This is a genomic window from Methylobacterium sp. GXS13 (assembly GCF_001455965.1).
In the GTDB taxonomy this organism is placed as follows: Bacteria; Pseudomonadota; Alphaproteobacteria; order Rhizobiales; family Beijerinckiaceae; genus Methylobacterium.
The window spans coordinates 1-13,878 of the sequence record NZ_LKKO01000086.1; the positions used below are offsets into that span (position 1 = coordinate 1).

The window sequence follows — 13,878 nt, forward strand, 5'->3', positions numbered from 1 at the left end:
CTGTCGACGGTCCTGGACGACTTCTCACGCACCATCGTCGCCTGGAAGCTGTGCACGACGATGCAGGCCAGCGACGTCACCGCCACGCTCGACCTCACGCTGGGTGCGGCGGGGCTCGATCAGGCGCGGGTGATGCCACGACCACGTCTACTCTCCGACAACGGGCCGAGCTACGTCGCCAGCGACTTGGCTGACTGGCTCGGCATTCGGGGCATGACCCACATCCGCGGTGCGCCATGCCATCCTCAAACGCAGGGCAAGATCGAGCGTTGGCACCAGACGCTCAAGAACCGCATCCTACTCGAACACGCCGACTTGCCCGGCGAGTTGGAGACGCAGGTTGCCGACTTCGTCGAACACTACAACCATGCCCGAGCCCATGAGAGCCTGAGCGACCTCACGCCCGCTGACGTCTACTTCGGACGCGGCGAAGGGATCCTGGCCGAGCGGGAACGCATCAAGCGCCAGACCCTGATGGATCGCCGCTTGCGCCACCACGCGCAGGCCGCCTAACCTCTTACCCCAGATGGACCAGAGCCTCCGCTCCTGAACACCGCAGACTGTCCCAAATCATCTGACGACCGACAGTCCATGGGGTACCGGCCCCCGCTACCGGGTAAGCTTCGAGGCGAGCACGTCGATTTCCTGGATCGAAGGCGGCTCGGAGAACAGTTCGGACGCCTGTGCCTTTAGCGCCTGCGCGACCCCGCCGGAAAGATGGGCCTGCCGGCCCGCCTCGTCGGGGAAGGCGTCAAAGATTCCAAAGGTCGATAGTCCGATTCGAACGGCGAACCAGGCTGTCGTCGCCGGCTCCTGCTCGACAATCGAAAGACCGCCGCTCAGAAAACTTTCCACATCGGCCTCACTTCCGGGCTTCGCTTCCAGTCGTACGAAGAGCGCTTTGGTCACCATGGCTGGCCTCCTTCGAGTGTGAGGGTTGGTCGTTCCAGCCCCAGGACATTGGATGGCCTTTCCAACATGAAGCCGCAGACTCGATGAGAAGCGTGTCATGCATTTCGCGATTGCCTCATCCGGTAGAGTCTTAAGGTGTTGTCCGTAGCCAGGCTCAAAACTTCCTAAAGCGAAGCTGAGTTTCCAGGTCTACACAAATAGCGATGGCTGTCCGGTAGTCGAAACGGGTAATAAAGCTGGAGGACGACCGGTTTTCGCAGATCAAGAAGCTCGGCCAAAGTCAGCGCTTCCGGTGCAATTTCTCCAAGGCGAAGCAGTGCCTCTCGAGAGCGCGTTCGACGAAGCTGACAGACCAGCAACATGGAGCGCGTGCAAGCGCTGTTTTCGATACGCTCGGACGAAGCGTTTCAGGGGCGCGGCTCCCTCCCGGGTCTGAACTCTTCGATGTGGTAGGCCATCGCAGGGGCCAGTCGTGCGATGTGTGGCTGCCAACGTGCCCGCAACGCGACATAAGTCTCTGGACCCGGCCCACCCGGTGTCGGCTCGACGCCGGCTTCCGAAAGCCGGCCTACGGCCGCGGCGTAGCGGGTACGCCATGCCTCGCGCTCGGTACAGTTTGCGTCGGCGGGCGCTGGCAAATCCCCGGGCAAGAATGTCATTTCGAGGGTCACGACAAGCAGCATGGCGACGCGCCAGATCGCATCGACAGCAGCGCTCTCCTTGAGCCATGCGGCCTGACGATCCACAATTCCACTTCGGATCAGCGACACCGTGTCGAGCGCGATGAACGCCTGTGCCGAGACGGAATAGAAGGGCTGCCGGAAGCGGAAATAGAACAGCACCGGATAGAAATGATGCGCCTCCTTCATTTCGGCGAGGGATCCGGCAACATCGGCCAGGTGGGTGTATCCGGAACTGAACTGTCCTCTGGGCCCGAGACGGACCAGGAGTTCGGCCGCATCCGAGGTCTCGGCCGCCAGCAGATGCAGCTTCAGGCCGAGAGCATTGCGCTGTCGAAGCGCGCTGTAGACCTGCATCACGTAGGTCAGGACCAGCGACGTCACCGACATCCCGATGAGCGAGTTGACGAGGTAGAGGACCCGGTAGGCGTCCGTGGCCGGTTTAAAGTCGCTCGCCCCCACAATCGCGATGCTGCTGCCGCCCGCGTACAGGGCGGACACGAAGTCGGCTGGGGTTCCGCCACCGCTCGCCCGAACGGCCGTTCCCAATGCCGGGTGGATGATGAGGCCGGCTCCAAGGGTCAGCCCCATCGACCAGATGAGAACGTAGACGATGAGGATGACTGGGCCGCAGGCGGAGAGCACTGCACCCCGCCGCCCTGCTAAGAGATCGCCAGCACAGCGGAAGATCGCCCAGACGAGATGGGCCATCCGGTCCGCGAACAAGCCCGTTCCGATGCGTGCATAGAGGACGGTCAGGAAGACGTCGGCGAGAACGAGCCCCATCACGAGCGCGCCCGACACCTGTTCGAGAACAGGAAGCATCTGGCCTACCCTTCCGTTGCGTTCAGGCTTTGGCCGATCTCCAGGGACGCATCGCCTCCGGACCGATGACGTCGGGCGGGGGCGTGAAGTCGCGTGCAGCACCCCGCATCACTTCGGCACGCTGTCGAAAGCCACTGCGCCGACGGTAGTCCTGACGGACTTTCTGAGACGGTTCGAGGGGCGCTTTCGCGAGACTCTGCGCACAGATCACATCGACCGCCGTGACCCCGATCAAGGCACCAAGTGCGAGCAACACATTGTGCTTGCGGGGATTGGGATCCTCGAGCCCGGACAGGACCGTGGCGATGTCGAGCGCGTCCCCCGCGATGCGTGCCGAGATCCAGGGGGTCGGATCGCTGGAGCCCAGGATTCCGGCTCCTTGGAGGAGTTCGCGCACGCCATAGGCATGAATGACTGGAGCCGCGCGCGGCATGCCGAGCCAGCGAGCTATGGCGCCGCCATACGCCAACTCGGTCAGACCCAGACCGATCGAGAACCAGCCGAGACCTTGGGCGAGGACCCGTGTTCCGGGATCCGGTCTGCGGCGCGAGTCCGCGCCGAGATAGTTCGGCAAGGGCATCTGCGCGCGTGGGCAACTCCGGTCGCGTGGGGACGTGGACTCGGACATGCTGGCTTCCTCGGTGGGCAGGGGGGCGAAGCGGCAGAGCCGCCGCAGCGCGGCGCGCTGCGGCACCAGTCACGGCCGGAGCACGACCTTGATGCAGTTGTCCTTCTTGTCGCGGAAGGTCTTGTACATCTCCGGTCCCTGTTCGAGCCCCGCCCGGTGGGTGATGACGAAGGAGGGGTCGATCTGTCCGTCGGCGATGCGCTTCACGAGGTCGTCGGTCCAGCGATTTACGTGCGTCTGGCCGGTGCGGACGGTGAGGCCCTTGTTCATCAGGGCCCCCATCGGCATTTTGTCGACGAGGCCGCCATAGACGCCGGGGATCGAGAGGATCCCGGCGGGACGACAGACGTAGATCATCTCTCGCAGAACGTTGGCACGGTCGCTCTCCAGCATCACCGCCTGCTTGACGCGGTCGTAGGCCTGTTCGAGCGCACGCGGTGAATGGGCCTCCATGCCGACAGCATCGATGCACTTCTCCGGCCCCTTGCCGCTGGTCAACTCGTTGAGGCGCTCGACCACGCTCTCCTGGGCATTGTCGATGGTGATCGCTCCGCCCGCCCGAGCCATCTCCAAGCGCTCGGGCACGCTGTCGATGCATACCACCTGCTTGGCGCCGAGCAGGATCGCCGAGCGGATAGTCATCTGACCGACCGGCCCGGCGCCCCAGATCGCTACCGTGTCGGTCGGCTGGATGTCGGCCTGCACCGCCGCCTGCCAGCCGGTGGGAAAGATGTCGCCGAGGAACAGAACCTGCTCGTCGCTGAGCCCCTCCGGCACCTTGATATGGGTCTTGTCGGCGAAGGGCACGCGGACATACTCAGCCTGGCCGCCCTGGTAGCCGCCGGTGAGGTGGGTGTAGCCGAAAAGGCCCGCCGTGGTGTGCCCGAAGGCCTTTTCGGCCAGGTGCTTGTTACGGTTCGAGCGTTCGCAGACCGAGAAGAAACCGCGCCTGCACTGGTCGCACTGGCCGCAGATGATCGTGAACGGGATCACCACCCGTTCGCCCTTGCGCAGGCTGCCGCCGACGCCCTTCCCCGTCTCGACGACCTCGCCCATGAACTCGTGGCCCATGACGTCGCCCTTCTCCATGCCGGGCATGAAGTGGTCGTAGAGGTGCAGGTCCGAGCCGCAGATCGCACAAGCAGTGACCTTGATGATCGCGTCTCGGTCGTCCTCGATCGTCGGGTCTGGAACCATATCGCATCGAATGTCTTGCGTGCCGTGCCAAACCAGAGCTCTCATGGTGATCTCCTCGGAAACGTCGGTGACGATTCATCTCCGTCGCGCGAGCGGCGAGCTATCCGGATGATCCCTAGGGAGGTTCCCGAGTGGCGGCTCGTGGAGCAGCCTCACCCGGACGAGCCGGGCCTACCTGTTGAGGCTCCGGGCCGTAGCCCCGGGGACAGGCACGACAGCATCGGCGATGTCGTGCCGGCGCCGAAATTTTCATAGATGCCGATTGCCTATTCGCCTATCGCGCGGAAGAAAAAGACGTGCGATACGCATGGTTACTGAAGAAAAATTCAGAACATCAGCCCGTTGTGACTTAGGGGGCGGATGTCATGGTGAGTCGGTCACGATCAGAGGCTGGGCCGATGGCGACACTCGAGCGAGCGCTTTGCGGTCAAAGTCCCCTGCTTGCATTGATCCTGGACACCCTGCCCCTCGGCGTCGGCATCTATGACCATCACGGGCATCTCGTTCATTCCAACGCGCTCATACACCCTTACGTCGGGCTGATCGGGCAGGCGTCTCGCGATCCGACTCAGATGGATCGCTGGCGGGGGTACGATGGCGATGACAAGCCGATCACACTTGATCGCTACCCGGGCAACCGGGCCTTACGCGTCGAGACGGTCTTGCCGGGAATCGATTTTCTCCATCGCGCGCAGGATGGGTCGGAACGCTGGATCCGCGTCGGCGCAGCGCCCGTCCGCGGCGAAGCAATCGTCGTCCTCGTCGTCCAGGACATCGACGATCTCAAGAGGGCCACGCAGCGAGTCGACGCCGCGTCGGCGGAACTGGCGTGTGGATGGGTTTCGAACCATGACCCGTCACGAATGCTGCTAAACAACTTGCAGTATAAGGAGATTTCAATTCCCAACGGGGTCACGATCGGCGCCGATCGTGACCCCAGCTCTCCGATATATTAAGATGAAGACGCAATGATTTAGCGCGATCTTCCAGTGGGCTCATGGTTCGACGCCGATCCACAGCCTGGACATCACCGTCGCGCATACGGCGATTACCGGATGCCCACAATGGGTGGTCGCCGCGGGCATTCGGAAGGTCTGCTTGTCTGGGATCTAATCGGGCTGGAAAGGACCAGACTAGCCGAAAGCAGCTGGTCCGCTTCGGAGGAGGTCTGTCAGAAAAGCGGACGGCCCGTAGCTTTCCAAGTTAGTTGTAGATGGTCTCCGACGTGATGCATGGAAGTAGACGTAAAGCGCAACACCTCTGATGGGCACGTCAGCCATCTTGATTCGTTGAAGGGCGCCGTGTTCGACCATGCAAGCTTGACCCGGGCGCAGATACTTCCTCCCCGCGACCTGATCCACCAAGCTCTGCCATAAACTGAGCCGTGCAGCAGCAGGACGGCAGGCTGGGTGGCACTTTTCTTCATCAGGTCTGCAGAGCTGATGGCTGTAGTCCTTTCCACGCTGATCCACCGTCCGCCACTTGCAAAGTTCCACCTGTTAAACCTTGAAATCGAAGTCTCGGCCGAGCACCGGTTTCGAGGCAGGCGATCGCCGCCGTGCGTGCAGGCCATGATTGCGTCGAGGTCGGGCACTGGTATGCCCCTGCCACGTGTGACCGCGGCCCTAGAACGGCAGCACCTTGGCCTCCTGCAGGCGGCGGATGGCGGCTATCAAGGCCTCGACACTGTCCACGCTCTCTCCGAATCCAGCGCGCCGAATCTTACCCATGTCGGAGACGAGGTCGAAGTCGCTGTGAAACACGAAATCGCCGAAGCTCCAGCCAACCGCTTTCTCGTACGGCAGCTCGCTCAAGCCCTGTTCCACCACCAGCCGTGCCCAGACCGGCTTCTTATCCGCCATGTGGGTGGCCAAGCGCATCGGCATCGGCGGCCCGAGCGGCAGATCGAGCGCCGCGGCGAGCTTCTCCCAGACCCGCCGCCACCGGAAGGGCTCGTGCACGTAGTTGAAAGCCTCGCCGCGCGCGGCATCGGACGTAGCGGCCCAGAGGCTTGCCCGGCCGAGGGCGCCGGCGTCCGTCACCTGGGCAAACACACCCTCGTAGATGTGGGCGGGCCCGGGGAAGCGGAACGCCGCCCCTTCAACCCGACACAAGGCGGCGTAGGCGCCAATCACCATGGCAATGTTCATGGCGTTGCCGGCAGCGTCGCCGACCACCACGTCGGGGCGCAGGATGGACCAATCTGCGCCGCCGCGATCCGCCCGGCCCCGCAACTCGTCCTCTTGCGTGAAGTAGAAGTTCGGCCCGATGTGGCGGGGGTTCTCATCCTCGTAGAACGGGGCTGGAACCGGCCCGAGATGGACACCGTAGACCTTCGCCCCCTGATACAGCACCACGCGCTCCAGCGGCGCACCTGCGGCTTCCAGCCCATCGAGAAGGTTGCATAGCATCGCGCCGTTCACCCGATCCTCATCGGCGAGGCTCTGCTGGGGTGCGAGCGCGGCATAGAATAGATGCGTTATCTCGCGGGCCTGGGCGAGGGCGGCCCGGGTCGCGTCCGGGTCGGTTAGATCCGCCGCAATGGCTTGACTCGACCCGTGTGACCGCCGTGAGAGGGCACGCGCGCGCCAACCCTTCGATGCGGCAAGTTCGTGCATTAACGCTTTGCCGATGATGCCGTTCGCGCCCGCGACCAGGGCTGTTCGGGTCTCTGCCATCATCGCTCGCGTGGATGCTGGGGGTTCTACGGGCTTTGCGGCGCCGCTTCGATCTGCGTCGAACTTTACGATCGACGTATGACTAACCCATAGAAATCAGGTCTGTTCAGGAGCCGGCAACTCCTTGCGCGCCACCGCAGAGAGCAAAGGCACCCAGCCGCCTCTGGCTTAACGACGACTCGTGGGTGCAGCGACGACCGCTTTGGCCAAACGAGCATCGTGGCACTACAGCATAGGAAGCCGACGCGGTCGGGGTCCTAGGGGGAACGCCGCGTCGAGTTGGATGAACTCGGCTTCCGTCAGCGATAGCGCGCCGGCGCCCGCGTTGTCGGCGGCGTGCTCGGGGCTGGACGCCTTGGGTATCGTGAAGGAGGCCGGCCGCCGCACCAGGAAACGGAGCGCGACTTGGCGTGCGGTCGCGCCGTGGTTTGCTGCGATCCTCTGCAACAGGCGGCCGCCCGGCGTGCTCGGGCCGGGGAAGCTGCCATGACCAAATGGGCTGTATGCGACGACGGCGACGCAGTGCGCCTCGCACCAGGGCTGCACGGCGTGCTCGATCGCGCGCTCCTCCAGATGGTAAAGCACTTGGTTGCAGGCGATCCGGCCCTCGCCCCCGGCTTTCCACGCCGCATCAAGGTTGGGCACGTCGAAGTTGCTCACCCCCCAAGACAGGATCTTGCCCTGTTCGCGAAGCCGCTCGAAGCCGGCGAAGGTATCCCCGAGCGGGTGTGGCCCGGGCCAGTGCAGGAGATAGCAGTCCAGCCTGTCGGTGCGCAGGCGCGCAAGCGAGCGCTCGCAGGCCGCTGTGGTCCCGGCACGCGAGGCGTTGCCGGGGAGGACTTTGGAGACGAGAAAAACTTCGTCACGCCGTCCGGCGATCGCCTCGCCGACCACGGCCTCGGCGTCGCCGTACATCTCGGCGGTGTCGAAGTGGGTCATGCCGAGATCTAGCCCGCGACGCAGGGCAGCGACCGCGGTGGGCCGGTGTGCATCGTCGATGTACCAGGTTCCCTGGCCGATCACCGCAACCGCGCGCGGCACGGGACCAAACGGGCGCTGCTCCATTGGCAAATTCTCCCTTTGACGAAGGCGCGCTCGGCAGCGCCGGTTGGGTCTGCAGGTCAGCGTCGGCCGCGCTTGCCCGTACGCGCCGGCGGACAGTCTGATCACTGACCACTCAAACGCCGGGACGTGCCGCTGGAGTTAAGCGACACCGCCAGGGCGGTGGTTCTCACGGTGCGAAAACCGCGCGCACGCAACCGTCCGTCTTGTGCTTGAACATGTCGTAGCCGCGCGGTCCGTCCTCGAGGCTGAAGCGGTGCGTGGCGAGGTAGGCCGGGTTGAGCTCGCCCTTCGCGGCATGCGCGAGCAACTGGTCCATGTAGGCCTGCCCGTGCTGCTGGGCGGTGCGCACCGTCATCCCTTTGTTCATGATGACGCCCATCGGGAACTTGTCGATCAACCCGTAGACACCGAGCACCGACAGCGTGCCACCCTTGCGGCAAGCCATGACGGCCTCGCGCAAGGCTTGCCCGCGGTCCGTCTCCAATCGCAATGCCTGCTTCACGCGGTCGTAAGCGTATTGAGGTCCGGTGCCGTGCGCCTCCATTCCGACCGCGTCGATGCAGGCATCCGGCCCACGCCCGCCGGTCATCTCCTTCAAAGCTTCCAGAACGCTGTGCACTTGCGTGTAGTCGAGCGTCTCGGAGCCGGCGTGTTCCCGTGCCATCCTGAGTCGCTCGGGGAAGCGGTCGATGGCAATCACTCGCTCGGCGCCCAACAGCCGCGCGCTCTGCTGGGCCATCAGGCCGACACCACCGCAGCCCCAGACCGCAACCGTGTCGCCCGGTCGGATGTCGCAGAAATCGGCGCCCATGTAGCCCGTCGGCGCAGCATCGGAGAGGAACAACGCCGTCTCGTCCGCGACGCCCTCGGGCACCTTGAAGCAGTCCACGTCGGCATGAGGCACGCGGATATATTCGGCGTGGGATCCCGCATAACCCCCGAAGGCATGGGTGTAACCGTAGATGCCGGCGGTCGGATAGCCGAGCAGAGGCTCCTGGAGTTCCGGCTTAGGGTGCGTGCAGTCGCAGAGTGAGAACAGTTTCTCTTGGCAATACCAGCATTCACCGCAGGCGATGAACGAGGGGACGACGACCCGGTCGCCTTTCTTCACCCGCCGCACCGCTGGCCCGACCTCGACGACCTCGCCCATGAACTCGTGGCCAATGACGTCACCGGCCTTCATGGTCGGGATGTAGCCGTCGATGAAATGCAGGTCCGAGCCGCAGGTGGTCGACAATTTGACCCTCAAGATGGCGTCCCGCGGGTTGACGATCTCGGGGTCCTTGACGGTTCCGACGCGCAGGTCGTTGACGCCGTTCCAGTAGAGCGCGCGCATGATCAGGCTCCTCAGCGGGGGTCGCGCCGGGCCGCCGGCTGACGATCGGTGGTGGGGATCTCGCCTGTCAGGACGAGGCTCTTGAAGGCGTGCAGCGCTTTCGACGCCAGCGCCTTCGGCACGACGCTATCGAAGAAGCGCGCCGCGACGTCGCCGAGCATGCCCCCAGGCGGATCGAAGCGGATGCGCAGCGTGGCGACCGTGCCACGATCGCCCGACGCTGCGCGGAAACGGATTTCGCACTCCGTCACGAGGCCGCCGCCATCCGAACTTGTGCGGATCAGCTCGCCGGGCCGGTCTTCGGTGATCTGCATGACCCAGGCATGGCTTTGGCCGAGCGGGCCATCGGCGCGCCACTCGCTTCGTCCCTCCCCACTCGGGCGGATCTCAGCCAGGAACGCCACTATGCGCGGGAGGGTCTCTGGATCCCGCCAAACCCGATAGAGTACATCGGCAGGGCGCTCGATAGTGATCGAATATTTGACCTCTGGCTCGTCGCTCCAGCCGTTCGCCGCATCGGTCTCTTGCGTGCGTCCACGTTTCGGCGGATCGAGCCGTTGCGCGCCGAGGACGGCGAGAGCGGCCACTCCCGCTGCACCGGCGAGCGCCCATCCGACGCTGCCGAAGCCGGGCCTAGCCTGTTCGCGCGGGCCAGCCGAGGCGCGAAAAGTCTCCCTGTGGTCGCCTGGTCTGCCGTTGCCGGATCGATCGGGCATGGGTCACCCCCTGGGTCAGAGTGCTGCGACGGGCGGACTTGTGTCAGGTTCAGGCGGCGTAGGGGGCGCGGAGCGAGCGGCTCCAAACCCCCACCGTGTCTCGACCCCTGTCGTAGAAGACAAACGTCAGCTGTAGCGCCCTGGTTTGATACGGGGTTTCCCTAAGGATGGTCTCGTTGGATGCGCGAGCCGGCAAGCTTCGGCGATCCGCCAAGCTCATTCTGCCGCTTCCTCCTGCCTCGCGGGACGATCGCGTTGGCTGCGTGTTCTCCCAGGAATGGCTGTTCCGCTGCCGGCAACGATCAGGCTTGCTCTTGGGGCAAGGCTTCGAGTGGTGGCCCGGCCGGCATCTCCCTTAGGATGCATCCAGGTACCACGCCGGCCGGCCGACACCATCTGCTGGGTTTTGCCACGCGCGCGAGCAAGAGGCTTGGAGGGTGGTGCGGATTTATGCCCTCCGCTCACGCCATGCCCGATCGGGCTTCGTCCGGGGAAGCGATCCACTGACGAGCGCGCGGAGGGCAGTTCTAGCGCCGCTTAATCTCTCCTCGGCGCAGCGGCGTTTGCTGTCATACGGGAGAGCACTCACCGACAGGTCGATTTGATGGACCAACCGAAGCCGAGAGAACTACCCGGGATGGCTCGATCGGGCGCAGGACGGCCAGGCTACGTCACAGTGAAAGGCGCCCGGGAGCACAACCTGCGAGACATCGACGTGGAACTGCCGCGCGACGCCCTCGTGGTGTTCACCGGGGTCTCCGGTTCTGGAAAATCCTCGCTCGCCTTCGGTACGCTATACGCGGAAGCCCAGCGCCGTTATTTCGAATCGGTCGCCCCCTACGCACGGCGGATGATCGATCAAGTCGGCGTACCCGATGTCGACGCAATCGAGGGACTTCCCCCCGCGGTCGCCCTGCAGCAGCAGCGCGGCACACCCAGCGCCCGATCCTCGGTCGGCAGCGTCACCACCCTGTCGAGCCTCGTGCGGATGATGTACTCGCGCGCCGGCACCTACCCGCCGGGCCAGCCGATGCTCTACGCGGAGGACTTCTCGCCCAACACGCCCCAGGGCGCCTGCCCGTCCTGCGGCGGGCTCGGAAGGGTATACCACGCCACGGAAACGTCCATGGTGCCCGACCCTTCGCTGACGATCCGCGAGCGGGCCGTCGCTGCCTGGCCGCAGGCCTGGGGCGGGCAGAACCTGCGCGACATCCTGGTCAGCCGGGGCATCGACGTCGACACGCCCTGGAAGGATCTGCCGCGGGCAGTTCGCGACTGGATCCTGTTCACCGACGACCAGCCGCAGGAGCCGGTCTATGCCGGGCTCTCCCCGGAGCAGACGCAGGCAGCCCGCCGGCGTCGCCTGGAGCCGAGCTACATGGGCACGTTCACGAGCGCCCGCCGCCACGTACTCGGCACCTTCACCAACTCGCAGAGCGCCCTCATGCGCCGCCGCGCCGCGCGCTACCTCGTGAGCGAGGATTGCCCCGCCTGCCACGGCAAGCGCCTGAAACCCGAGGCGCTCTCGGTCACCTTCGCCGGGCTGGACATCGGCGAGCTGTCGCGCATGACGCTCTCTCAGCTCGCCGAGGCGATGCAGCCGGCTGCCGAGGACAGGCTGCCCGACGACCGCCCTGGCAAGGATGCCGCCCAGGAGACCCTCGACCGCGAAGCGGGCCAGCGGGATCGCGCCCGGCGCGCCGCTGCGGGCGCGTCGGCCCACGCGGGTGCGCCGGACGTGCGCGCGACCCCGAACCTCTCCATCGAGAAGCGCCTCGCCGCCCAGCGCCTCGCCGCCGACCTCGTCGATCGGATCGGGACACTGGCGGAGCTGGGTCTCGGCTACCTGTCGCTAGACCGGGTCACCACGACCCTGTCCTCGGGCGAGCTGCAACGCCTGCGCCTCGCCACCCAGCTCCGTTCGCAGCTCTTCGGCGTGGCCTACGTGCTCGACGAGCCCACGGCCGGGCTGCACCCCGCCGACGGCGACGCCATGCACGAAGCGCTGGCGGGTCTGCTCACCGCGGGCAATTCGCTGTTCGTCGTCGAGCACGATATCGGCACGATGCGCCGCGCCGACTGGCTGGTCGATGTCGGCCCGGCGGCGGGCGAGCACGGCGGCACCGTGCTCTACAGCGGGCCGCCGGAAGGTCTTCGCGAAGTGGAGGCGTCGCTCACGCGCCTGCACCTGTTCGGGGTGGTCGAGCCGCCGCGGCGTCCGCGGCGCGAGCCCTCGGGCTGGCTGCGCCTGGAGGGGATCGTCCGCAACAACCTGCGCGGGGTCTCGGCCGCGTTCCCGCTCGGATGCCTCTCCGCCGTGACCGGCATCTCCGGCTCCGGCAAGTCGAGCCTCGTGAGCCAAGCCCTGCTGGAACTCGTCGGCGACCGCCTCGGACGGCCCGTCGAGACCGACGACGCGCCGGAGGATCCCCTCGACGACGCGCCGGGCCCGACGGAGGGCCGCATCGTCGGCGGCATGGAAGGGGTCCGGCGTTTGGTCCAGGTCGACCAGAAGCCGATCGGGCGCACGCCCCGCTCGAACCTCGCGACCTATACCGGCCTGTTCGACGCCGTCCGCAAGCTGTTCGCCGCCACTCCCGAGGCGCCGCGCCGCCGCTACGACGCCGGCCGCTTCTCCTTCAACGTCGCCAAGGGCCGCTGCCCGGCCTGCGAGGGCGAAGGGTTCGTCAGCGTCGAACTCCTGTTCATGCCGAGCGTCTACGCCCCCTGCCCGACCTGCCATGGTTCCCGCTATGCGCCCGCGACCCTGGAGGTGACGTGGAACGGACTAACGATCGCGGACGTGCTCGGGCTCACCGTCGAGCGCGCCTGCGCGGCCTTCGCGGACGAGCCATCCGTGCTGCGCCCGCTCGCCGTGCTGCGCGATCTCGGCCTCGGCTACCTGCGCCTCGGCCAGCCGGCGACCGAACTTTCCGGCGGCGAGGCCCAGCGCATCAAGCTCGCGACCGAGCTGCAGCGGGGGCAGCGCGGTGGCACGCTCTACGTCCTCGACGAGCCGACGACCGGGCTGCACCCGACCGACGTGGATCGCCTGATGCTCCAGCTCAACGGCCTAGTCGACGCGGGCAACACGGTCGTCATGGTCGAGCACGACATGCGCGTCGTCGCGGGGGCCGATCACGTCATCGACGTGGGGCCGGGCGCGGGAAGCCTGGGTGGCACTGTCGTGGCGTCCGGCCGTCCCGAGATCGTGGCGCAGGCGCGGGCGAGCCGCACGGCATCCTATATGCGGGAGGAGCTTGAGGCCCACGTCAATGGAGGTTCACAACCCTAACATCCCTGATGGACCGTCGACCCGGAGCCTGCGCTCGATCAGCAGCGGAAGACGGTGACGGCAGCCAGAACGACAGACCCAGACTGGTCTGCCCCCATTTGGTGGCCCAGGTTCGAAGTTAGTACATCTTCGGCCTGGAGTTGACCCCGTTTGTGGTCCACGGCCTATGCAAGTTTTCGGGCTGTGACAGCTTGGTTGGCGAAGGCTCGGGGCGTCAAGCCGCCCAAGGCCGTATGGGGGCGATCTTCGTTGTAGTGGCACCTCCAGTCCTCGATGCGCTCGCGGGCATCGGCCAGCGACAGGAACCACGAGGCGTTCAGACATTCCGCCCGTAGGCGGCCGTTGAACGACTCGATGTAGGCGTTGTCTGTCGGTTTGCCCGGTCGTGAGAAGTCGATCTCGACCCCGTTCAGGTACGCCCACTGGTCGAGCATGCGCCCGGCGAACTCCGGTCCATTGTCCACCCGTAGGCTCTTTGGACGACCGCGGAGCTTCACCAGTGCGTCCAGGGCCTCGGTCACCTGGAAGGCGCGGAAGTTGGCTCTC

General features: G+C 65.7%; 12 protein-coding genes. 3 read left to right on the forward strand and 9 right to left on the reverse strand.

Going from position 1 to position 13,878, the window contains the following annotated elements:
* The coding region (locus AO398_RS25155; RefSeq protein WP_152997509.1) for an integrase core domain-containing protein at positions 1–513 on the forward strand (513 nt) is incomplete at its 5' end.
* Positions 514–609: 96 nt separating this feature from the next.
* On the opposite strand, the gene AO398_RS25160 is transcribed toward AO398_RS25155, so the two are convergent.
* The 4 genes from AO398_RS25160 to AO398_RS25175 form a co-directional block, all read right to left on the reverse strand.
* Positions 610–912, reverse strand: a complete 303-nt coding sequence (locus AO398_RS25160; protein WP_058194902.1) for a hypothetical protein — start codon at positions 910–912, stop codon at positions 610–612.
* 407 nt (positions 913–1,319) lie between these two features.
* Complete coding sequence (locus AO398_RS25165; RefSeq protein WP_058194903.1) at positions 1,320–2,417, reverse strand: hypothetical protein; 1,098 nt, start codon at positions 2,415–2,417, stop codon at positions 1,320–1,322.
* A 22-nt stretch (positions 2,418–2,439) separates the two neighbouring features.
* Entirely contained in the window at positions 2,440–3,045 is a 606-nt protein-coding gene (locus tag AO398_RS25170) for a hypothetical protein (RefSeq protein ID WP_058194910.1), read from the reverse strand.
* A gap of 69 nt (positions 3,046–3,114) precedes the next feature.
* Positions 3,115–4,287 carry a zinc-dependent alcohol dehydrogenase gene (locus AO398_RS25175; protein ID WP_058194904.1) on the reverse strand — a complete coding sequence of 391 codons (1,173 nt, stop codon included), beginning with the start codon at positions 4,285–4,287 and terminating at the stop codon, positions 3,115–3,117.
* 353 nt (positions 4,288–4,640) lie between these two features.
* On the opposite strand from AO398_RS25175, the gene AO398_RS25180 reads away from it, so the two are divergent.
* Positions 4,641–5,198, forward strand: coding sequence for a PAS domain S-box protein (locus AO398_RS25180; RefSeq protein ID WP_058194905.1), 558 nt, complete (start codon positions 4,641–4,643; stop codon positions 5,196–5,198).
* 669 nt (positions 5,199–5,867) lie between these two features.
* Here AO398_RS25180 and AO398_RS25185 read toward each other — a convergent pair.
* The 4 genes from AO398_RS25185 to AO398_RS25200 form a co-directional block, all read right to left on the reverse strand.
* On the reverse strand, positions 5,868–6,920 hold the full coding sequence (locus tag AO398_RS25185; protein ID WP_058194911.1) for an SDR family oxidoreductase: 1,053 nt from the start codon (positions 6,918–6,920) through the stop codon (positions 5,868–5,870).
* 225 nt (positions 6,921–7,145) lie between these two features.
* Positions 7,146–7,985, reverse strand: a complete 840-nt coding sequence (locus tag AO398_RS25190; RefSeq protein ID WP_058194906.1) for an aldo/keto reductase — start codon at positions 7,983–7,985, stop codon at positions 7,146–7,148.
* Positions 7,986–8,151: 166 nt separating this feature from the next.
* Positions 8,152–9,321: a zinc-dependent alcohol dehydrogenase gene (locus AO398_RS25195; protein WP_058194907.1), complete on the reverse strand. Its 1,170-nt coding sequence runs from the start codon at positions 9,319–9,321 to the stop codon at positions 8,152–8,154.
* Between the two features lie 11 nt (positions 9,322–9,332).
* Positions 9,333–9,908 (reverse strand): SRPBCC family protein, encoded by a 576-nt coding sequence (locus AO398_RS25200; RefSeq protein ID WP_058194908.1) that lies wholly within the window; start codon positions 9,906–9,908, stop codon positions 9,333–9,335.
* A 766-nt stretch (positions 9,909–10,674) separates the two neighbouring features.
* Here AO398_RS25200 and AO398_RS25205 point away from each other — a divergent pair.
* Positions 10,675–13,332, forward strand: a complete 2,658-nt coding sequence (locus tag AO398_RS25205; protein ID WP_244498886.1) for an excinuclease ABC subunit UvrA — start codon at positions 10,675–10,677, stop codon at positions 13,330–13,332.
* Positions 13,333–13,496: 164 nt separating this feature from the next.
* Here the strand turns inward: AO398_RS25205 and AO398_RS25210 are convergent.
* The coding region (locus AO398_RS25210) for an IS3 family transposase (RefSeq protein ID WP_058191967.1) at positions 13,497–13,878 on the reverse strand (382 nt) is incomplete at its 5' end.